Origin of the sequence: Mesorhizobium sp. M2E.F.Ca.ET.209.01.1.1, assembly GCF_004010375.2 — a bacterium.
Taxonomy (GTDB): domain Bacteria; phylum Pseudomonadota; class Alphaproteobacteria; order Rhizobiales; family Rhizobiaceae; genus Mesorhizobium.
On sequence record NZ_SADP02000001.1, the window covers coordinates 336,374 to 357,131 of the forward strand.

The 20,758-nt window shown below is 64.3% G+C and carries 18 protein-coding genes; 14 read left to right on the plus strand and 4 right to left on the minus strand.

The window, feature by feature from the left end:
- Positions 1-105 precede the first annotated feature (105 nt).
- The 14 genes from EN852_RS01705 to EN852_RS01770 all read left to right on the plus strand — a co-directional run bounded on the left by EN852_RS01705 (position 106) and on the right by EN852_RS01770 (position 16,067).
- Complete coding sequence (locus tag EN852_RS01705; RefSeq protein WP_127874668.1) at positions 106-1,149, plus strand: LacI family DNA-binding transcriptional regulator; 1,044 nt, start codon at positions 106-108, stop codon at positions 1,147-1,149.
- On the plus strand, positions 1,146-2,162 hold the full coding sequence (locus EN852_RS01710) for a Gfo/Idh/MocA family oxidoreductase (RefSeq protein WP_127874669.1): 1,017 nt from the start codon (positions 1,146-1,148) through the stop codon (positions 2,160-2,162). The genes EN852_RS01705 and EN852_RS01710 overlap by 4 nt, the downstream gene beginning before the upstream one ends.
- Entirely contained in the window at positions 2,159-3,760 is a 1,602-nt protein-coding gene (locus EN852_RS01715) for an acyl CoA:acetate/3-ketoacid CoA transferase (protein WP_127874670.1), read from the plus strand. Before EN852_RS01710 ends, EN852_RS01715 begins: the two co-directional genes overlap by 4 nt.
- Positions 3,753-4,526 carry an enoyl-CoA hydratase/isomerase family protein gene (locus tag EN852_RS01720; RefSeq protein ID WP_127874671.1) on the plus strand — a complete coding sequence of 258 codons (774 nt, stop codon included), beginning with the start codon at positions 3,753-3,755 and terminating at the stop codon, positions 4,524-4,526. The genes EN852_RS01715 and EN852_RS01720 overlap by 8 nt, the downstream gene beginning before the upstream one ends.
- A 10-nt stretch (positions 4,527-4,536) precedes the next feature.
- Entirely contained in the window at positions 4,537-6,048 is a 1,512-nt protein-coding gene (locus EN852_RS01725) for an aldehyde dehydrogenase family protein (RefSeq protein ID WP_127874933.1), read from the plus strand.
- A gap of 58 nt (positions 6,049-6,106) precedes the next feature.
- On the plus strand, positions 6,107-7,360 hold the full coding sequence (locus EN852_RS01730; RefSeq protein WP_127864234.1) for an ABC transporter substrate-binding protein: 1,254 nt from the start codon (positions 6,107-6,109) through the stop codon (positions 7,358-7,360).
- Between the two features lie 125 nt (positions 7,361-7,485).
- The gene (locus tag EN852_RS01735) at positions 7,486-8,445 is read left to right on the plus strand and encodes a sugar ABC transporter permease (RefSeq protein WP_127874672.1); all 960 of its coding nucleotides are present in this window, start codon (positions 7,486-7,488) and stop codon (positions 8,443-8,445) included.
- Positions 8,442-9,386 (plus strand): carbohydrate ABC transporter permease, encoded by a 945-nt coding sequence (locus EN852_RS01740; RefSeq protein WP_127874673.1) that lies wholly within the window; start codon positions 8,442-8,444, stop codon positions 9,384-9,386. Before EN852_RS01735 ends, EN852_RS01740 begins: the two co-directional genes overlap by 4 nt.
- A 23-nt stretch (positions 9,387-9,409) precedes the next feature.
- Entirely contained in the window at positions 9,410-10,525 is a 1,116-nt protein-coding gene (locus EN852_RS01745; protein WP_127874674.1) for an ABC transporter ATP-binding protein, read from the plus strand.
- Between the two features lie 6 nt (positions 10,526-10,531).
- The gene (locus EN852_RS01750) at positions 10,532-12,034 is read left to right on the plus strand and encodes a GMC family oxidoreductase (protein WP_127874675.1); all 1,503 of its coding nucleotides are present in this window, start codon (positions 10,532-10,534) and stop codon (positions 12,032-12,034) included.
- Positions 12,031-12,792, plus strand: a complete 762-nt coding sequence (locus EN852_RS01755) for a 3-ketoacyl-ACP reductase (protein ID WP_127874676.1) — start codon at positions 12,031-12,033, stop codon at positions 12,790-12,792. Before EN852_RS01750 ends, EN852_RS01755 begins: the two co-directional genes overlap by 4 nt.
- 6 nt (positions 12,793-12,798) lie before the next feature.
- The gene (locus tag EN852_RS01760; protein ID WP_127874677.1) at positions 12,799-14,427 is read left to right on the plus strand and encodes a choline dehydrogenase; all 1,629 of its coding nucleotides are present in this window, start codon (positions 12,799-12,801) and stop codon (positions 14,425-14,427) included.
- A 10-nt stretch (positions 14,428-14,437) separates the two neighbouring features.
- On the plus strand, positions 14,438-14,755 hold the full coding sequence (locus EN852_RS01765; protein WP_127874678.1) for a Dabb family protein: 318 nt from the start codon (positions 14,438-14,440) through the stop codon (positions 14,753-14,755).
- Between the two features lie 94 nt (positions 14,756-14,849).
- Positions 14,850-16,067: an MFS transporter gene (locus EN852_RS01770; RefSeq protein WP_127874679.1), complete on the plus strand. Its 1,218-nt coding sequence runs from the start codon at positions 14,850-14,852 to the stop codon at positions 16,065-16,067.
- A gap of 7 nt (positions 16,068-16,074) precedes the next feature.
- On the opposite strand, the gene EN852_RS01775 is transcribed toward EN852_RS01770, so the two are convergent.
- From EN852_RS01775 to EN852_RS01790, 4 genes are all read right to left on the minus strand, one after another.
- On the minus strand, positions 16,075-16,920 hold the full coding sequence (locus tag EN852_RS01775) for an EamA family transporter (RefSeq protein WP_127874680.1): 846 nt from the start codon (positions 16,918-16,920) through the stop codon (positions 16,075-16,077).
- Positions 16,921-16,927: 7 nt separating this feature from the next.
- Positions 16,928-17,845, minus strand: coding sequence for an endonuclease/exonuclease/phosphatase family protein (locus EN852_RS01780; protein WP_127874681.1), 918 nt, complete (start codon positions 17,843-17,845; stop codon positions 16,928-16,930).
- Between the two features lie 111 nt (positions 17,846-17,956).
- Positions 17,957-19,510 carry a sodium:proton antiporter gene (locus EN852_RS01785; RefSeq protein ID WP_127874682.1) on the minus strand — a complete coding sequence of 518 codons (1,554 nt, stop codon included), beginning with the start codon at positions 19,508-19,510 and terminating at the stop codon, positions 17,957-17,959.
- A gap of 174 nt (positions 19,511-19,684) precedes the next feature.
- Positions 19,685-20,749: an ABC transporter ATP-binding protein gene (locus tag EN852_RS01790; RefSeq protein WP_127874683.1), complete on the minus strand. Its 1,065-nt coding sequence runs from the start codon at positions 20,747-20,749 to the stop codon at positions 19,685-19,687.
- Positions 20,750-20,758 lie beyond the last annotated feature (9 nt).

The following is a 20,758-nucleotide window of genomic DNA, read 5'->3' on the forward strand; positions in this document are numbered from 1 at the left end:
CAATCAATTTTGGCCTTGTCACAAGAATCACGATTGACTCTGATTTCGGACAGTGATTAGAACGTTCCAATAGAATTGTTCAAAAGCGTGGAGGACGGGACGAGGATGGCCAGCCGGGCCAAGGCGACGATCCTGGACATTGCCCGGGAGGCCGGCGTGTCCAAATCGACGGTGTCGCTCGTGCTGCAAGGCAGCGGGCTGATCCGGCCTGAAACCGCGGTCAAGGTGCGCAAGGCGATCGAGGATGTCGGCTATGTCTACAACCGCGGCGCCGCCAATCTCCGTAAGGCCCATTCCAACGTCATCGGCATGGTGATCAACGATCTCACCAACCCCTTCTTCGCCGAGCTTGCCGTCGGCATGGAGCGCGTCTTCCAGGCGGCGGGCGTCGTTCCTTTCCTCGCCAACACGGCGGAGAATCCGGTGCGCCAGGAAGAGGTGCTGAAGTCGATGATGGAACAGGGCGTCGCCGGCCTGATCGTCTCGCCGGCGCGCGGCACGACGCCCGGCGCTTTCCGGCGCATCGAAGCGGCGGGCTTGCCCGTGGTGTTCGCCATGCGCAGGCTGCCCGAGAGCCGCATACCGGCAATCGCGCCCGACAATCGTCGCGGCGCCTGTCTCGCCACCGAGCATCTGATCCGCAAGGGCCATCGCCGCCTCGCTTTCTTCGGCGGCTCGTCCGACCTTGTCGTCTATCAGGAGCGTCTGGGCGGTTTCCTCGAAGCCTGCGAGGCGTTCGCCATTCCGGTTGCCGACCGGACGATCGTCGAGGGCGAGACCAGCCGCAAGGGCGGCATGGCCTGCCTGGAGACGGCGCTGGCCATCTCCGAACCGCCGACGGCGGCCCTTTGTTTCAACGACGCGGTTGCCTTCGGCGTCATGCTGGCCTTGCGCAAGCGAGGCCTCGAGGCGGGAACGGACTTTGCCGTCGTCGGCTTCGACGATGTCGCCGAGGCCGAGCATTACAGCCCGGCGCTGACTAGCGTTGCCGTCGACACGGCGGGCCTCGGCGAGCGCGCCGCCCATGTCATGCTGAAGATGATCCAGTCGCGCACCACGCGCGCCGAGGACCATATCGGCGCCGTCAGCCTCGTCGTGCGGGAAAGCAGCGGCCCGGACCGCAACAGCCAAGTGGGAGACGCGGCATGAGCGTGCGATGGGGACTGATCGGCGCCAGCACGATCGCCAAGCAATTCATGATCAATGCCATCCGCGCGCAGGCCGACGGCGAGGTCGCCGCCGTGATGAGCTCGAGCGCCGAGCGCGCAGAGGCTTATGCCCGCGAAAATGGCATTCCTGCCGCCGTCTCGTCCCTCGATGCACTGCTCAGCAAGGACATCGACGCCGTCTACATCTCGACCACCAATGAATTGCATCTCGAACAAGGCTTGGCAGCGATCAAGGCCGGCAAGCATGTGCTGTGCGAGAAGCCGCTGGCCCTGACCAGCGCCGATGCGCGCAAGATGGTTGCGGCGGCCAGAGAAGCCGGCATCGTGTTCGGCACCAATCACCATCTGCGCAATGCCGGCGCGCACCGCACCATGCGCAAGGCGATTGCTGACGGCCGTATTGGCAAGCCGGTCGCAGCCCGCGTCTTCCATTCCGTCTACCTGCCGGAAAACCTGCAGGGCTGGCGCATCGCCAGGCCTGAAGCCGGCGGCGGCGTGGTGCTCGACATCACCGTGCATGACGCCGACACGCTGCGCTTTGTGCTCGGCGACGATCCGGTCGAGATCTCGGCCTTCACGCAATCGGCCGGCATGGCCGGCAGCGGGCTGGAGGATGGCGCCATGTGCATCTGGCGCTTCAAGTCCGGGGTCATCGCCCAATCGCATGAGGGCTTCACCACCAAATACGCCGGCACCGGCTTCGAGGTGCACGGTTCAGAAGGTTCGCTCATCGCCACCAACGTCATGACGCAGAAGCCGATCGGCTCGGTGCTGCTGCGCACAGCTTCCGGCGAGGAAGAGCTGAGCTTCGACCGCGAGGACCTCTACACCCGCTCGCTGCGCCAGTTCCATGCCGCGATCCGCGGCGAAGGTCAGCCATCGGCCACTGGCGAGGACGGCATCTGGTCGCTGGCTTCGGCCGAAGCGGCATTGCAGTCGGCCAAATCAGGCAAAGCCGTCAAGATCGACCCGAAACTCGGGAGCATGAATTGAGCAAGGTCGTTTCCGCAGCGCAGGCGGCAAGCCTGATCAAGGACGGCATGGTCGTCTCGGTGTCGTCGTCGAGCGGCCTTGGCTGCCCGGACGCCGTGCTTGCCGCGATCGGCGAGCGCTTCGACGCGGAAGGCCATCCGAAGAATATCACCACGCTGCACCCGATCGCCGCCGGCGACATGTACGGTATCAAGGGCATCGACCATCTCGCAAAGCCCGGCCTGTTGAAGCGCACGCTCTGCGGCTCCTACCCGTCCGGCCCCTCCTCCGCCGAGCCGCCGCAGATCTGGAAGATGATCGGCGACAATTCGGTCGCCGCCTACAACGTGCCCTCCGGCATCCTGTTCGACATGCATCGCGAGGCCGCGGCAAAGCGCCCGGGCGTGCTGACCAAGGTCGGCCTCGATACCTTTGCCGATCCGCGCCATCAGGGCTGCGCCATGAACGCGGCGGCCAGCGATCCGATCGTCTCGGTTGAGCAATTCGACGGCGAGGAATGGCTCTATTTCCGCGCCATCGTACCCAACATCTCGATCATTCGGGCAACGACGGCCGACGAGCGCGGCAACCTCACCTATGAGCATGAAGGCGCCTATCTCGGCGGGCTGGAGCAGGCGCTTGCGGCCCGCAACAATGGCGGCATCGTCATCGCGCAGGTGAAGCGCGTCGTCGAAAACGGCACGCTGAAGCCGCATGACGTGCGCGTTCCCGGCGTGCTGGTCGACCATATCGTCGTGGCGCCCGATCAGTTGCAGACGACACAGACGCCCTACGACCCGGCGATCTCGGGCGAGATCTTCCGGCCGCTCTCCACCTTCCGCACGCCCGAGATGAACATCCAGAAGGTGATCGCCCGCCGCGTTGCCATGGAATTGCGCGACGGCATGGCCGTCAACATCGGCTTCGGCATCTCCGCCAACGTGCCGCGCATCCTTTTGGAGGAAGGCCAGCACGGCAAGGTCACCTGGGTGATCGAGCAGGGCGCGGTCGGCGGCGTACCGCTGCTCGACTTCAAGTTCGGCTGCGCCTCGAATGCCGAGGCGATCATGCCCTCGCCGCATCAATTCATCTATTTCCAGGCCGGCGGCTTCGACGCCTCGCTGCTGTCCTTCCTGCAGATCGACCGGCACGGCTCGGTCAATGTCTCGAAGCTCTCGGCGCGGCCGCATGTGACGGCCGGCGCCGGCGGCTTCGTCGACATCACGTCGCGGGCGAAGAAGATCGTCTTCTCCGGCTTCTTCAATGCTGGCGCCAAGCTGTCGCTCGCCGACGGCGCCATCCGCATCGACCAGGAAGGCAAGGTCAAGAAGGTCGTCGAGGCGGTCGAGCACATCTCCTTCTCGGGAAAACGCGCCGTCGCTCAAGGGCAGGACATCACCTATGTCACCGAGCGTTGCGTGATGAAGCTGACGCCGAACGGTTTGATGGTGACGGAACTCGCGCCCGGCATCGACCTCGAGCGTGACGTGCTGGCGCAGGCCGAGATTCCGCTCGCCATCGCCAACGACCTCAAGGTGACGCCTGCGGCGCTCTACCAAGACCGGCCGATCGGCCTGTCGCTCAATGGCAGTGCTTCGCTCGGAGGCGCGCATGGCTGAGCTTGTCACCTTCGAAAAGGACGGTGCCATAGGCATCGTCACGCTGCGCCGTCCGGACAAATTCAACGCGCTCGACATCCCGATGCTGCGCGCGCTTGAAGCAGCGCTCGACGAAGCGGAACTGGCCGAGGGCGTCCGCGTCGTTCTCATCCGCGGCGAAGGCAAGGGCTTTTGCGCCGGCGGCGACGTCGAGGCCTGGGGCGCGATGAGTGCCGCCGATTTCCAGGTGCAATGGGTGCGCTACGGACACCGCGTCTTCGACCGGCTGGCACGGCTCCGGCAACCGACCATCGCGGTTCTGTCCGGCCATGCGCTCGGCGGAGGGCTGGAACTGGCGGCGGCCTGTGACTTCCGCGTCGCCGAAACCCAGATCAAGCTCGGTTTCCCGGAAACCTCGATCGGCGTCGTGCCCGGATGGTCGGGCACGCAGCGCGCCGTGCGCCGGTTCGGTGCGCAGATCGTGCGCCGCATGGCGATTGGCGGCGAGATTTTCCTGGCGGCCGACGCGCTCGCGCACGGCATCGTCGACCGGCTGGTCGAAACGGGGAAGGCGTTCGACGAAGCCAAAGCCTGGGCCGAAAAGATCGCCGAGCGCGGCCCGCTGGCGACCGAGGCCGCCAAGCTGATGATCGGCGTTGCCGAGGGCGAGGAAGACGCAGCCGCGACCGAGGCGCTGGCCAGCGGCTTCATTGCGCTGACGGGCGACCTCAAAGCCGGCGTCGGCGCCTTCAAGGCCAAGCAGAAGCCGGCCTTTTCGAGATCCTAGAGAAGACATGATGAACCCACCGCTCAACATCTCCATGCCGAAAGAGGCGTCCCAAGCGCCGAAGGCTTACAAGCTCCTGATCGACGGCAAGCATGTCGAGGCCCGCGATGGCCGAACGATCGAGCGCGCCAGCCCCGGCCACGGTTTTGTCGTCTCGCGCTACGCCCAGGCAAATGCGGCTGAAGTGGAAGCTGCCGTCCAGGCCGCTCATAAGGCTTTCGAAACGGGCCCATGGCCGCGCATGAAGGCGTCGGAACGCGCAGCGATTCTGCTGAAGACGGCTGACCTGATCGAGACCAGGCTGGAAGAGATCGCCCGCCTCGATGCGCTGGAATCCGGCAAGCCGATCGCCCAGGCGCGCGGCGAGATCGGCGGCGCGATCGACATCTGGCGCTACGCCGCCTCGCTCGCCCGCACGCTGCATGGCGAGAGCTACGCCAATCTCGGCGACGATATGCTGGGGGTGGTGCTGCGCGAACCGATCGGCGTCGTCTCGATCATCACGCCGTGGAATTTCCCCTTCCTGATCGTCAGCCAGAAGCTGCCCTTCGCGCTCGCCGCCGGCTGCACGGCGGTGGTGAAGCCCAGCGAGATGACGTCGGCCTCGACTTTCGTGCTTGGCGACATCCTGCTCGAAGCCGGGCTGCCGGCCGGTGTCGTCAACATCCTCGCCGGCTACGGCGCCGATGTCGGCGCGCCGATGGTCAGCCATCCGCTGGTCGAGATGGTCTCCTTCACCGGCTCGACCCGTGTCGGCAAGATGACCATGGCCACGGCGTCCAATTCGCTGAAGAAAGTCTCGATGGAGCTCGGCGGCAAGAACGGCCAGATCGTCTTCCCCGATGCCGACCTCGAAGCGGCTGCGGATGCCGCTGTGTTCGGCGGTTTCTTCAATGCCGGCGAATGCTGCAATGCCGGCAGCCGCCTCATCGTGCATGAGGCGATCGCCGACGATTTCCTCAACGCGGTCAAGACGCTGTCCCAGAAAGTCCGCGTCGGCGATCCGCTCGACGACCGCACCAAGGTCGGCGCGATGATCTCGGCCGACCACATGGAAAAGGTAACCGGCTATGTAACGGCGGCGAAAACCGACGGCGGCAGCGTTTTCACCGGCGGCACCCGGCTTGCATCCAACGCCGGCCAATATCTCGATCCGACGATCATCCGCAACGTCACCGAGGATATGGCGATCGCGCGTGAGGAAGTGTTCGGCCCGGTGCTGTCCGTGCTCACTTTTGAAACGATTGAGAAGGCATTGCACATTGCCAACAACACGCCCTATGGTTTGTCTGCAGGGGTGTGGAGCGCCAGCATCGACACCTGCATGTCGGTGGCGCGCGGTGTGCGTTCGGGGACGGTTTGGGTGAACACGTTCATGGAAGGTTACCCCGAGCTGCCTTTCGGGGGCTACAAGCAGTCCGGTCTGGGACGCGAACTCGGCAAACGCGCCGTCGAGGATTATACCGAGGAAAAGACTATCCAGTTTCATCGCGGCCAGCGCACCGGTTGGTGGGTCGGCTGAGTTGGGAGACGCCGGCGGACACCCGCCGGTTATGTGAATGCAACAAGGGAGGTAGTACATGTTGCGCAAATTCTTTATCGGAACGGCTCTTGCGACGAGCTTCGCGTTCTCGGCGCATGCCGCGGACGTCAAGGAAGTGCAGATGCTGCATTGGTGGACGTCGGGCGGCGAAGCGGCCGCTCTGAACGTGCTGAAGCAGGATCTGGCCAAGGAAGGCTATGCCTGGAAGGACGTGCCGGTGGCCGGCGGCGGCGGCGACGCCGCCATGACCGCGCTGAAGGCGATGGTCGCGGCCGGCAACTATCCGACCGCATCGCAGATGCTGGGCTACACCGTGCTCGACTATGCCGCCGCCGGTGTCATGGGCGACCTGACCGAAACCGCCAAGAAGGAAGGTTGGGACAAGTCGGTTCCGGCCGCCCTGCAGAAGTTCTCCGTCTATGACGGCAAGTGGGTGGCCGCTCCGGTCAACGTCCACTCCGTCAACTGGCTGTGGATCAACAAGGCGGTGATGGACAAGATCGGCGGCACCGAGCCGAAGACCTTCGACGACTTCATCGCATTGCTCGACAAGGCCAAGGCTGCCGGCGTCATCCCGCTCGCTCTGGGCGGCCAGAACTGGCAGGAAGCCACCATGTTCGACTCCGTCGTGCTGTCGACTGGCGGGCCGGAATTCTACAAGAAGGCGATGAACGACCTCGATGAGGACTCGCTCAAGTCCGACACGATGAAGAAGTCGTTCGACAACCTCGCCAAGCTGGTCACCTATGTCGACCCGAACTTCTCGGGCCGCGACTGGAACCTCGCCACCGCCATGGTCATCAAGGGCGATGCGCTGGTTCAGGTCATGGGCGACTGGGCCAAGGGCGAGTTCCACGCCGCCAACAAGACGCCGGGCACCGACTTCCTCTGCTACCGCTTCCCGGGCACCGACGGCTCCGTGGTCTACAACTCCGACATGTTCGGTATGTTCAACGTGCCGGAGGACCGCAAGGCCGCCCAGGTGGCGCTTGCCACCGCCACCCTGTCGAAGAGCTTCCAGTCGGCCTTCAACGTGGTGAAGGGTTCGGTCCCGGCCCGCACCGACGTGCCGGATACCGACTTCGACGCTTGCGGCAAGAAGGGCATCGCCGACCTGAAGAAGGCTAATGAAGGCGGCACGCTGTTCGGCTCGCTGGCCCAGGGCTACGGCGCCCCGCCGGCCGTCGCCAACGCCTACAAGGATGTTGTGTCGAAGTTCGTCCATGGCCAGATCAAGACCTCCGACGAGGCCGTGACCGAGCTGGTCAAGGCGATCGACGACGCCAAGTAAGCTTCGCTTGAACGCAGGTCTCCCCCGCTTCGGCGGGGGAGGTCTCCTGTCGATGAAAGGTGTGGGACAACCTTGGTGCGTTTTCGCGCCGGGCGGTTTCCGACCAACCGGAACTGGACAAGCCGATGAGCACAGTTGCCGAAACCCAGATCAAGCTGACACCGGAGCATGACGCCCGTCCCGGCGCGACGGTCCGTTCGCGGTTGCAGGATCTGCTGCCGAAGATCGTCCTGGCGCCGAGCTTCGCGGCGACGATCGTCTTCGTCTACGGCTTCATCCTTTGGACGATCTATCTGTCCTTCACCAACTCCAAGACCTTCCCGTCTTATGCCATCACCGGCGCCCGCGCCTATCAGCGGCTGTGGCGATGGACGTTCGAGAGCGACCCGCCGTCGAGCTGGTACACCTCGATCACCAATATGGGCATTTTCGGCTTCCTCTACATCCTGATCTGCCTGGCGCTCGGCCTGTTCCTGGCCATCCTGCTCGACCAGAAGATCCGCGGCGAAGGCGTGCTGCGCCCGATCTACCTCTACCCGATGGCGCTCTCCTTCATCGTCACCGGCGTCGCCTGGAAATGGTTCCTCGATCCCGGCCTCGGCCTGGAGCAGACGCTGCATCAATGGGGCTGGACGAGCTTCCATTTCGACTGGATCAAGAACAAGGATTTCGTCATCTACACGGTGGTCATCGCCGGCGTCTGGCAGGCTTCCGGCTTCATCATGGCGATGTTCCTGGCCGGGCTGCGCGGCATCGACGGCGAGATCATGAAGGCGGCGCAGATCGACGGCGCTTCCACCTTCCAGCTTTACCGCCGCATCGTCATTCCGATGCTGCGGCCCGTATTCCTGTCGGCCTTCATCGTGCTCGCGCACCTCGCCATCAAGTCCTATGACCTGGTCGTGGCGCTGACCAGCGGTGGCCCCGGCGGCTCGGCCTGGCTGCCGTCGAACTTCATGTATGAGTTCACCTTCAAGCGCAACGAGATGGCGGTCGGATCGGCGAGCGCGGTGATCATGCTGATGACCATCACGGCCATCATTGTTCCGTATCTCTATTCCGAGCTCAGGGAGAAGTCGCGATGAGCGCCATCACTTCACCCGCCCGCCAGGCTTCGAGCGGCCTGAGCGCCAAAACGATCAACCGCATCGTCATCTACGGCCTGCTCGCGCTGTTCGCGATCTTCTACCTGATGCCGCTCTTCGTCATGCTGGTCACCTCGTTCAAGACCATGGACGAGATCCAGAACGGCAACATGCTGTCGCTGCCGCATGCGCCGACTTTCGCACCATGGGTAAAGGCGTGGAGCGAAGTTTGCTCGGGCCTGACCTGCGTCGGCATGAAGGGCTATTTCTGGAACTCCATCAAGATGGTCGTGCCGGCGGTGCTGATCTCGACGCTGCTTGGCGCGCTTAATGGTTACGTGCTGACCAAATGGCGCTTCCGCGGCCACACGCTGGTCTTCGCGATGATGCTGTTTGCTTGCTTCATCCCGTTCCAGTCGGTGCTGTTGCCGATGGCGACCATTCTCGGCAGCCTCGGACGCTTCGGCGTGACCTTGCAGAACGCCACCGGCTTCAATTTTGGCCTTGGCAATTCGACCGTCAATCTCGTCTTCGTCCACGTGGTCTACGGCCTTGGCTTCACCACGCTTTTCTTCCGCAACTATTACGAAGCTTTCCCGACCGAGTTGATCAAGGCGGCACAGGTCGACGGCGCCTCCTTCTTTCAGATTTTCCGCCGCATCATGCTGCCCAATTCGCTGCCGATCATCGTTGTGACCGTGATCTACCAGTTCACCAACATCTGGAACGACTTCCTGTTCGCTTCCGCCTATGCCGGCTCCGGCGACGTGATGCCGATGACGGTGGCGCTGAACAATGTCGTCAACACCTCGACCGGCGTCGTCGAATACAACGTCAACATGGCCGCGGCGATGATCGCCGCGCTCCCTACCCTGATCGTCTATGTCGTTGCCGGGCGCTACTTCGTGCGCGGGCTGATGGCTGGCGCGGTCAAGGGCTGACCCTATTTTCTGAAGGAACGACCATGGCTTTTCTGGAAATTGATGGGCTGAAGAAGCGCTTCGGGAGTGTCGAGATCCTGAAGGGCATCAATGTCGAGCTCGAAAAGGGCGGCTTCCTGGTGCTGGTCGGCCCGTCCGGCTGCGGCAAGTCCACCTTGCTCAACACCATCGCCGGGCTGGAGCAGATCACGGAGGGCGAGATCCGCGTCGACGGCCGCGCCATCAATGACCTGCATCCTTCGAAGCGCGACATCGCCATGGTGTTCCAGAGCTACGCGCTCTACCCGAACATGACGGTGGCCGGAAACATCGCCTTCGGCATGGAGATGCGGGGCGTGCCGGCAGCGGAGCGCCAGGCGGCGATCGACAAGGTGGCCAAGATCCTGCAGATCGGCCATCTCCTGCAGCGCAAGCCCAGCCAGCTTTCCGGCGGCCAGCGCCAGCGCGTCGCCATGGGCCGGGCGCTGGTGCGCGACCCGAAGCTCTTCCTGTTCGATGAGCCGCTCTCCAATCTCGACGCCAAGCTGCGCGTCGACATGCGCATCGAGATCAAGCGCCTGCATGCCACCACCGGCACGACGATCGTCTATGTCACGCACGACCAGATCGAGGCGATGACCTTGGCGACCAAGATCGCCGTGATGCGCGACGGCGAGGTGCAGCAATTCGGCACGCCGGCCGAGATCTACAACAACCCGACCAACATCTTCGTCGCCGACTTCATGGGCTCGCCGGCAATGAACCTGATCCCGGCCAAGATCGACGCCAATGGCAGCGGGCTCTCCGTCGTGCTCGACCGCGAGGCGCGCCAGCCGATCGTGCTGCCGATGCCCGGCGCGCCCGCCGGTCTTGCGGCCTTCAAGGACAAGCAGGTCATCTTCGGTGTCCGCCCGGAGGCGCTGACCGATCCGGAAGGCGCCGAGCGCAACGGCTCCGCCATCGCCACCGCCGACTGCCATATCGAGGTGGTGGAGCCGGCCGGCTCCGACACCTTCGCCGTCACCAATCTCGGCGGCAAGGGCGTGGTGGCGCGGCTGAGAGCCGATGCCAGGATTCAGCCCGGCACCAGCACGCCCTTGGCCTTCAACCTCAGCAAGGCGGTGTTCTTCGACCCGGCGACCGAGAAGCGCATACTTTAAAAAGCTATGACAAACCCGGATATCGTCATCATCGGCTCCGGCATTGGCGGCGCCACGATCGCCTCCGGCTTGGCCGGCAGCGGCGCCTCGATCCTCATCCTGGAACGCGGCGAGCCGCTGCCCGCGACACCACATGCACGCTCGACGCGATCGATTTTCCTGGACGAGCACTACCGGCCGAAGGAGATGTGGCGCGAGGCCGGAGGCGCGCCCTTCAACCCCGGCAATTATTACTATGTCGGCGGCAATTCGAAATTCTTCGGCGCGGTTCTGATCCGGTATCGCAAGGAGGATTTCTCCGAGCTCGAGCATTTCGGCGGCGTCTCGCCGGCCTGGCCGTTTTCCTATGACGAGTTCGAGCCCTGGTACTCAAAGGCCGAGCAGCTCTTTCGCGTGCGCGGCACGCTGGGCGAGGACCCTACCGAACCGTTCCATTCGATCCCCTATGCCTTCAAGCCGGTGCCGGACGAGCCGCCGATCGCACGCGCCCGCGCCGAGCTCAAGAACCTCGGCCTGCATCCCGCTTCGCTGCCGCTCGGCGTCGACATCGAGACCTGGTTGAAGGACGGCAGGACCGGCTGGGACGCCTTCCCCAACACCGGCCTTGGCAAGATCGATGCGCAGACCGGGCCGCTGGCGGACGCGTTGAAGGACCCGAATATCCGTCTCGAAACCAGCGCCCATGTCGACTGGCTCGAAACCACGCCGGACGGCAAGTCGATCGCTGCCATCCACTACACGCAAGATGGCGCGCAAAAGACGCTGTCGCCGAAACTGGTGATCCTGTCGGCCGGCGCCATCAACTCGGCCGCCATCCTGCTGCGCTCGCCCTCCGCGAGAGGCAAAGGCCTCGCCAACAGCTCCGACCAGGTCGGGCGCAATTTCATGAACCACAATTCGAGCGCCATGCTGGCGATCGACCCGCGCCGCCGCAACACATCCGTCTACCAGAAGACGCTGATGCTCAACGACTACTATCTGTCCGACGGCAAGGGCGGCAAGCCGCTCGGCAATGTGCAGCTGCTCGGCAAGATCGACGGCAACATGCTCAAGGCCAATGTGAAGACGATGCCGAAATTCGCGCTCGACTACATGGCCGGCCACGCCGTCGACTGGTACCTGATGTGCGAGGACCTGCCCGATCCCGAAAGCCGCATCATGGTCGACGGCAAGGAGATCGTCATGCAATGGCGGCGCTCCAACATGCAGTCGCTGGAAGGCCTGACCAAGGTGATGCGCGAGAACCTGCGCGCCTGCGGCTACCCGATCGTTTTATCGCGCCCCTTCGACAAGCGCACGCCCTCGCATCAATGCGGAACGGTGAAGATGGGCAACGATCCGGCCACCTCGCCGCTCGACCCCTTCTGCCGCGCCTGGGATCACCGGAACCTGTTCGTCGTTGATGGCGGCTTCCTGCCGACATCGGCGGCTGTCAATCCAGCGCTGTCGATCGCCGCGCAGGCGCTGCGCGTGGCTGACTATCTCCGCAAGACGGAGCTTGCCGCATGACCCGCCCGTCAGCCATCATCACTGGCGGCGCGCGCGGCATAGGGCTCGCCTGCGCCGAGGCGCTTGCCGATGCCGGATTCGATATCCTTGTCGCCGATCTTGCCGAAAAAGCGCCAGACAAGCTCGCCACCAACTTTGCGGCTCGCAGCGCGAAATTCGCCTATTTCCAATGCGACATTGCCGATCTTCCCGCTCATCAAAGAATGGTCGAAGCCGCGATCAACGCCTTCGGCCACATCGATTGCCTGGTCAACAATGCCGGCGTTAGCGCCGTTGTTCGCGGCGACCTCTTGGACCTGAAGCCGGAGAATTTCGACCGCGCCTTGAACATCAACCTGCGCGGCACGGTGTTCCTCAGCCAGGCGGTCGCCAAGGCCATGCTGGCGACACCTGCGGTATCAGCTCGGTCGATCATCACCATCACTTCGGTCAGCGCCGAAATGGCTTCGCCGGAGCGCGCCGACTACTGCGTCTCGAAAGCCGGCCTTTCGATGTGGGTGAAGAACCTGGCGCTGCGGCTCGCCGCCGAAGGGATCGGCGTGTTCGAGGTGCGGCCGGGCATCATCCGCACGGATATGACCGCTGGCGTCTCCGCCAAATATGACGCGCTGATCGAGGGCGGCCTGGTGCCGGCAAAACGCTGGGGCGAAGCCGCCGACATCGGCGGCGTTGTTGCCGCGCTCGCCTCCGGCAAATTCGGCTTTTCGACCGGATCGGTCATCGATGTCGACGGCGCGCTCTCCGTGCCACGCTTGTGAGGAACAATGGCTGACTACATCATTGTTGGCGCCGGTCCGGCCGGCTGCGTGCTCGCCAACCGGCTGAGCGAGGATCCGGGCAATTCCGTCCTGCTGCTGGAAGCCGGTGGCAAGGACTGGCATCCGCTCATCCACATGCCGGCGGGCTTCGCCAAGATGACCAAGGGCATCGCCTCCTGGGGCTGGTCGACTGTGCCGCAGAAGAACATGAAGGACCGGGTCTTCTGGTACACCCAGGCCAAGGTCGTCGGCGGCGGCTCGTCGATCAACGCGCAGATCTACACGCGCGGCAACGCCCGCGACTACGACGCCTGGGAGAAAGAGGAAGGGCTGACCGGCTGGGGCTATCGCGACGTGCTGCCCTATTTCAAGCGCGCCGAGAACAACCAGCGTTTCGCCAACGATTTCCACGGCGACCAGGGCCCGCTCGGCGTCTCCAACCCGATCTCGCCGCTGCCGATCTGCGAGGCCTATTTCCGTGCCGGGCAGGAAATGGGCATCCCCTTCAACCCGGACTTCAATGGCGCCAGTCAGGAAGGTGTCGGCTATTACCAGCTCACCCAGAAGAATGCGCGGCGCTCGTCGGCCTCCGTCGCTTATCTGAAGCCGATCCGCGAGCGCAAGAATTTGACGGTCCGGACCGACGTGCTGGTCACCCGGGTCGTCGTCGAGAAAGGCCGCGCCATCGGCGTCGAGGTGGTCGACAGGCCAGGCGGTGAAAAATCCATCTTGCGCGCTGAACGCGAAGTAATCGCCTCCTCAGGCGCCATCGGTTCGCCCAAGCTGCTCATGCAGTCCGGCATCGGCCCCGCCGATCATTTGAAATCGGTCGGCGTGACGCCTGTCCACGACCTGCCCGGGGTCGGCTCCAACATGCAGGATCATCTCGACCTGTTCGTGATCGCCGAATGCACCGGCGACTATACCTACGACAACTACGCCAAGCTGCACCGCACCCTGTGGGCCGGGCTGCAGTACCTCTTGTTCAAGAATGGACCCGTCGCCTCCAGCCTCTTCGAGACCGGCGGCTTCTGGTACGCCGATCCGACCGCCGCCTCGCCCGACATCCAGTTCCATCTCGGCCTCGGCTCCGGCATCGAGGCCGGCGTCGAGAAGCTGAAGAACCCGGGCGTGACGCTGAACTCCGCCTTCCTGCGCCCGCGCTCGCGCGGCACGGTGCGGCTGAAGAGCGCCGACCCTGCAGACCACCCGCTGATCGACCCGAACTACTGGTCCGATCCTTATGATCGCGACATGTCGATCAAGGGCCTCAGGCTGGCGCGCGAGATCATGCGCCAGAAGGCGCTGCAACCTTATGTGCTGCGCGAAGTGCTGCCCGGCCCGAGCCTGCAAAGCGACGCCGACCTCTTCGACTATGCCTGCCGCACCTCCAAGACCGACCACCACCCGGTCGGCACCTGCCGCATGGGTCATGACGAGATGGCGGTGGTGACGCCGGATCTCAGGCTGCGCGGCATCGAGGGCTTACGCGTCTGCGACGCCTCGGTGATGCCGCGCGTCCCTTCCTCCAACACCAATGCGCCGACCATCATGGTCGGCGAAAAGGGCGCCGATCTCATCCTCGGCCGCGAGCCGCTGCCGCCGGCCGTGTTCAGGGGCAACAAGGCGGCATGAGGCCTCAACGATGATCCGGCACTGCGTCTTTGTCCGCTTTCGCGACGACGTTCCTGAAATCGAGCGTGCGGCGATCCATGCCGATCTCGAAGCCCTGCGCGCCGTCATCGACGGCATGGGCAAAATGCATTTCAGCGCCAATGTCAGCCCCGAGCCTTTCGCGCGCGGCTTCACGCATGGCTTCACCATCGATTTCCGCGATACCGCCGCGCGCGACACCTATCTGGTGCACGAGGCGCACCAGCGCGCCGGCGCGCGCCTTGTCGCCGCCCTCGAAGGCGGTACCGAGGGGCTGATGGTCATCGATCTCGAGGTGACGCAAATGTGACCGCTCGCCGGCTTAAAACCGGCAGTTGTCCCGTTCTCTTTTGCCCGCTGTGGAACATATCGCTCCTTTTGGGGAATTCAAAAGGAGCACTGCCTTGAACCTCACCGTCGAGCAGAAGAAGACCGTAGTCGCATCCTTCCTGGGCTGGACGCTCGACGCTTTCGATTTCTTCCTTCTGACCTTCCTGCTCACCGATATTGCCGCTGAATTCCAAACCGACGTCCCGGCGGTCTCCAAAGCACTGTTCCTGACACTGGCGACGCGCTTTATCGGCGCGTTCTTCTTCGGCATGCTTGCCGACAGATATGGCCGCAAGCCTATGCTGATGCTGAATATCGTCAGCTATTCGGTGATCGGCGCCTTGGCCGCCTTCTCGCCTAACCTCGGCATATTCCTGGCGCTGCGCGCGCTGTTCGGCATCGCCATGGGCGGCGAATGGGGCTTGGGCAGCTCGCTTGCCATGGAATCCATTCCCCCCAACGCGCGCGGCGTGGTCTCGGGCATCCTGCAATGCGGCTATCCGGCCGGCTACCTGCTGGCCGCCGTCGCTTACGGACTGCTCTACGGGCAGAAGATCGGCGACTTCACCATCGGCTGGCGCGCCATGTTCCTCTTGAGCTTCGCGCCGGCGCTGATCGTGCTGTTCATCCGCTCGCATGTGCCGGAATCGCCTGCTTTCGTCGAAGGCCGTTCACAGGCGCGGCCCGGTCTGCTCGAAACGCTGCGGAAGCACTGGGGCATCGCGCTCTATGCCGTGGTGCTGATGATGTTCTTCAACTTCTTCAGCCATGGCACGCAGGACCTCTATCCGATCTTCCTGAAGAAGCAGCACGGCTTCGATCCGCATACGGTGAGTTGGATCACCATTGTCGCCAATATCGGCGCCATTGTCGGCGGCCTCGCCTTCGGCGCGCTGTCGGAGAAGATCGGCCGCATCAACGCCATCACGCTCGCTTGCCTGATCGCCCTGCCGGCGATCCCGCTATGGGCCTATACGACCACACCCTTCATGCTGGCAATCGGCGCCTTTATCATGCAGGTGGCCGTGCAAGGCGCCTGGGGCGTCATCCCGGTGCATCTCAACGAACTGTCGCCGGGCTCCGTGCGGGCGACGCTGCCCGGCTTCATCTATCAGGCCGGCAATCTGGCGGCATCCTATGGCGGCCCCTACCAGGCCGGCATCGCCGAGGCTCCCGGTGGCAGTTACGGCTACGGGCTGGCGTTGTTTGCCGGCGTGGTTGCGGTCTGCATCATCGTCGTCATCCGCTTCAGCCCCGAGAGGCGCGGCGAGGTGATGACCGTGTTCGGGTGAATGGCAATCAACCCATTCTCAGCGCGACGACACCCGCGACGATGCCGAGCGCCGCGGCCGCGCGCCAGGCCGTCATCTTCTCGCCCAGGGCCAGCACCGAGATCAGCATGGCGAACAGGATCGAGGTCTCGCGCAGCGACGCGACCGAGGCGATCGGCGCCTTGGTCATCGCCCACATGACGATCCAGTAAGCGGCGCCGCTGAGCACGCCGGTGAACAGCCCTGCCTTCCAGTCGCGCGCCAGCACGGGCAGCGACTGCGGTCCGCGAAAGGCGACGCACAGCACCAGCGCCCACGTCGCATCGCAGACGAACAGCCAGGCGGCGTAGCTCGTCGCGGTCGCCGCGAGCCGCGCGCCGCTGCCGTCGGACAGCGTATAGCTGGCGATGAAGATCGATGTGCCGAGCGCAAAGCCGACGGCGCGCGGATTGAGCTTTTCCAGATGCGCGCCGCCTCGAAACGACATGACCAGCGTGCCGATCGACAACAGCACGATGCCGACGATGGCGAGCGGCGCAGGCACCTCCCCGACCAACACGATGCCGCCCAGCGCCGAAAGCAGCGGCGCGGTGCCGCGCGCCAGCGGATAGGTCTGGGCGAAATCGCCCGCCTTGTAGGCGCCGATCAGGAATGTCCGGTAGCCCATATGGAAGAAAACCGAGGCGAGGATGAATGGCCAGACCTCGGCCTTCGGCACTTCGACGAAGGGCAGCACCACGAGAGCCGCGGCGCCCATGCCGAGCGTCATCAGTGTGATCGACAGGAAGCGGTCGAGATGCACCTTGACCAGCGCGTTCCAGATCGCATGCATGGCCGCCGCCGAGAGCACAGCCGGGAAGACGAACAGCGTCATGCCCGCCTCACCTGCCCGCCAGGTCTGAGCCGATACTCGGCGTTTCCAGGTCGATATCGACCCTGAGCGGAAAATGGTCGGAAGCCACCGCGCCGACCTCCGCAGCCACCGAACGGATGCGATCGGCCAGCATGCCGCCGACGAAGCAATGGTCGAGCCGGCGTTTTGCCAGCCTGCCATCGATGATCTTTTCATGCGTGTGGAAATCCGCACCAGGCTCGCTGGCGACAGCGGCGGCATCGACGAACCCTTCGATATAAGCAGCGCCGGGATGGTAGGGCGTATTGCCGACGATACGCAGGTACTCAGCGCTGCCCGGCTCCATGTTGAAATCGCCAAGCCAGATCGCCGCCTGGGGGTTTTCCGGCTCCTGCTGACCATTGGTCCAGTTGCGCTGCGGCTCGTCGTCGGCACCGCTCCACGGGCCGCCGTCGGATGGCGCGCGGCGGTGCTCGGCGAGCAGATAGTCGATCTGCTCCAACCGCTCCTCGGCCGCGATATGGGCAAGATGCAGCGAGAACACCCGCACCGGTCCCGCCGGCGTGCGGATCATGCATTCAAGCGCGGCGTTGCGCGTGTTGAGCGGTCTCAGCGTGCGGCGCATCGGCAGCGCATGCAGCCGCGACCAGACGATCGGCAGCCTCGACAGCACCATCGTGCCGAACTGCCGCCGGCGGTTGACGACGCGGCCGTCGCGCTTGTCGCTGGCATCCATGTCGAAGGCGGGACCGTAGGCCCAGTAATAGCTGGGCAACAGCTTGGACAGGATCGCGGGCTGGTCGTCGTCATTGCTGCGTAGCCAATGCCGCTCGACCTCCTGCAGGGCGATGATGTCGGCGCCCTCCACCAGCCTGGCGGCGCGGCTGAGATCGTAGCGCCCGTCACTGCCGTAGCCATACTGGATGTTGTAGCTGATCAGCTTCATTGATTAACCGGCTTACTTCTGGTGATCGCAGTAGCGCTCCACCTACTGCGTTGCAATGGACCGCGAGGCCAAGCGGAATAGTCCAGTCGAAGGCAGGCGAACCGCGCCCGTCTAATAGGTCGTCAGCGGCTGGAAGCTTCCGGCCGGCGACGCCGCCAGCTCCGCCCAGTCGATCTCCTCTTCCAGCCGGTGATAGGCCTCGTCGCCGATCGTGCCGTTGCGGCGCAATTCTTCCAGCGTGTCGCGCTGGCGGTTGATGGCGTAGAGCCGCAGCCGGTCATACTCGGTCGCAGCTTGAGCGTCCTCTGGGTTCTCCGCGACCTTGCGCTGTGCCTCATACTGTTCGCGCACCACAGCCGCCGCGGCCGAGGTTTTGCGGCTGAGCACGTCGAGCGCGGCCTGCATGATGGCGACGCGCGCCAGCGCCACCTCGCCGTCGATCGTGGTATCGCGCGGGAAGTCGAGCCAGCGCAGCAGCGGCTTCAGGCTCATGCCCTGCAGCACCAGCGTGCCCAGCACCACGGCGAAGGCGGCAAGCACGATCGGGTCACGACCAGGAAAGTTGGCGGGCAAGGCAACGGCCGCGACCAGCGTCACCAGCCCGCGCATGCCGCACCAGCCGACGAGCACGGCGCCCGGAAATGTCGGGCCATCGCGCCTTTCCTCCTCGCTGGCGTAGCGGGCAAACCAGCGTATGACCGCGACATAGCCCGCCACCCAGACGATGCGCGCCGCGATGACGACGCCAAGCACCGTCGCGGCGAACAAGAAGGCCTCGCCCTGTCCGTCACCGGAGAGCCGGCCGACGATCGACCGTGCCTGAAGTCCCATCAGCACGAAAGCCAGCACGTTGAGCACGAATACCGCCGACTCCCAGACCGAATAGGTGCTGACGCGGCGTCTGGCCGTCATGCGGCGCGGCGCGCGGCGCGCGATGGTGATGGCGTAGACGACGATGGTGATGATGGCCGAAAGGCCCAGCTTGTCGGCGATGATCCACACCGCGAAGGTCCCGGCGAACTGCACCACGGTGCTGCTTGCCGCATCTTCGATGCGCGCGAGCGCGATCACCGAGAAGCGGCCGAACAGATAGCCGGCCACGACGCTGCCCACCGTTGCAAGCAGGATGACGGGCACGGCGTCTTTCAGCATGAGCGTGCCGATCGCTGCCGCAACCGAAATCCGGTAGATCAACAGCGCCGTGGCGTCGTTGAGCAGGCTCTCGCCCTGCAGGATGGCGGTGATGCGGTGCGGTACCTTGAACTGGTTGAGCACGGCGCTTGCCGCCACCGCGTCCGGCGGCGCGACGATGGCGCCGAGCGCGATCGCCGCCGCGATCGGCAACCCGGCCATCTTCCAGCCGACGAAGGCGACCACCACGGCCGTGAAGACGACGGCGCCGAGCGCCAAAAGCACCAGCGACAGCCGGTAGCGCTTCAAGTCGCGCAGCGAGGTGTCGTAGGCGGCATCGAGCAACACCGGAGCGATGAACAGCGCCAGCGCCAGTTCCGGATCGATTTCGATCACAGGCGCGCCCGGCACGAAGGCCAGTCCGACGCCGGCAAGCGCCAGCAAAGACGGATAGGGTATTTCGAGGCGCCGAGACAGCGCCGTCAGTGCAACGGCGATTAGAAGCAGGACAAGGGTGAGTTCGAATAGCGCCATAGCTTATCGTAGCGATGAAGCGCGACGCTTGGCAGTACCCTGAGACAAGGATGCTGTTGATTTATCCAAACGCGTCGATACTGCCCGGCTGCACTGGCCTGATGGGCTTCAGTGAGCGCTGAAGCACAGGAAAACGTGATGCGCAGGCCGGCCTCGCCTGAATATCGGCACAGCCTAGTGCAGGACCAGCATATCGCCCGACGAGAAGGAAATGTCGGCCTTGTCGCCGACGACCGGCGGCGGCGTCGCCGAATTGTTGAAGGTATCGAGCGACACCGTGTTGCCGCCGATGCCGACGCGCACGCGGATAACGGAGCCGAGGAAATGCACTTCGGCGATCTCGCCCGACAGGCTGGCGTCATGGCCGGGCTGCCGCCCCAGCGAAATCGCTTCCGGTCGCAGCGCTAGCGACAGCGTGTCGCCGGACTTGGAGCCATTAAGCTTGCCCTTGAGCGAGACTTCCTGGCTGTTGACCTGCACCTTGCCCGAGGCGGCGTCGGTTACCTTGCCTTCCAGCACGTTGAGCGTGCCGACGAAATTGGCGACGAACTTGGTCGCTGGCCGATTGTAGATCTCGAATGGCGTGCCGACCTGCTCGGCCTTGCCGCCATACATCACCGCGATGCGGTCTGAAATCGACAGCGCCTCTTCCTGGTCATGCGTCACGAAGATGGTGGTGATGCCGAGCTTCTTCTGGATCGAGCGGATTTCCTCGCGCAGCGACACGCGCACCTTGGCGTCGAGCGCCGACAGCGGCTCGTCGAGCAAAAGCAGTTTGGGTTTCGGGGCAATCGCCCGCGCGAGCGCGATGCGCTGCTGCTGGCCGCCGGAAAGCTGGTAGGGATAGCGGTCGGCCATCTGCGGGAGCTTGATGATGTCGAGCATCTCGGCGACTCGGGAATCGATGGCCGGCTTCGACATGCCCGCCACCTTGAGCCCGAAGCCGATGTTCTGCGCCACCGTCAGGTTCGGGAACAGCGCATAGGCCTGGAACACCATGCCGACATTGCGCTGGTTGGGCTTCAACCGGGTGATGTCCTTGCCGCCGACGACGATCTTGCCGGCCGACGGTTCCTCGAAGCCGGCGACCATGCGCAGCACCGTCGTCTTGCCGCAGCCGGACGGGCCGAGGAAGGAGACGAATTCGCCGGGTGCGACATCAAGATTGAAATCCTCGACCACGGTCGTGGCACCGAAGGATTTTCGCACATGCTGGATGGAGAGGAACGGCTCGGCCATGGCTATTGC

Bases quoted from the DNA above. Each gene is read 5' to 3' on its own strand.
- EN852_RS01730 (WP_127864234.1), top strand. From the start codon at position 6,107: ATGTTGCGCAAATTCTTTATCGGAACGGCTCTTGCGACGAGCTTCGCG.
- EN852_RS01765 (WP_127874678.1), top strand. From the start codon at position 14,438: ATGATCCGGCACTGCGTCTTTGTCCGCTTTCGCGACGACGTTCCTGAA.
- EN852_RS01720 (WP_127874671.1), top strand. From the start codon at position 3,753: ATGGCTGAGCTTGTCACCTTCGAAAAGGACGGTGCCATAGGCATCGTC.
- EN852_RS01780 (WP_127874681.1), bottom strand. From the start codon at position 17,845: ATGAAGCTGATCAGCTACAACATCCAGTATGGCTACGGCAGTGACGGG.
- EN852_RS01745 (WP_127874674.1), top strand. From the start codon at position 9,410: ATGGCTTTTCTGGAAATTGATGGGCTGAAGAAGCGCTTCGGGAGTGTC.
- EN852_RS01740 (WP_127874673.1), top strand. From the start codon at position 8,442: ATGAGCGCCATCACTTCACCCGCCCGCCAGGCTTCGAGCGGCCTGAGC.
- EN852_RS01785 (WP_127874682.1), bottom strand. From the start codon at position 19,510: ATGGCGCTATTCGAACTCACCCTTGTCCTGCTTCTAATCGCCGTTGCA.
- EN852_RS01705 (WP_127874668.1), top strand. From the start codon at position 106: ATGGCCAGCCGGGCCAAGGCGACGATCCTGGACATTGCCCGGGAGGCC.
- EN852_RS01760 (WP_127874677.1), top strand. From the start codon at position 12,799: ATGGCTGACTACATCATTGTTGGCGCCGGTCCGGCCGGCTGCGTGCTC.
- EN852_RS01790 (WP_127874683.1), bottom strand. From the start codon at position 20,749: ATGGCCGAGCCGTTCCTCTCCATCCAGCATGTGCGAAAATCCTTCGGT.
- EN852_RS01725 (WP_127874933.1), top strand. From the start codon at position 4,537: ATGAACCCACCGCTCAACATCTCCATGCCGAAAGAGGCGTCCCAAGCG.
- EN852_RS01710 (WP_127874669.1), top strand. From the start codon at position 1,146: ATGAGCGTGCGATGGGGACTGATCGGCGCCAGCACGATCGCCAAGCAA.
- EN852_RS01735 (WP_127874672.1), top strand. From the start codon at position 7,486: ATGAGCACAGTTGCCGAAACCCAGATCAAGCTGACACCGGAGCATGAC.
- EN852_RS01750 (WP_127874675.1), top strand. From the start codon at position 10,532: ATGACAAACCCGGATATCGTCATCATCGGCTCCGGCATTGGCGGCGCC.
- EN852_RS01755 (WP_127874676.1), top strand. From the start codon at position 12,031: ATGACCCGCCCGTCAGCCATCATCACTGGCGGCGCGCGCGGCATAGGG.
- EN852_RS01775 (WP_127874680.1), bottom strand. From the start codon at position 16,920: ATGACGCTGTTCGTCTTCCCGGCTGTGCTCTCGGCGGCGGCCATGCAT.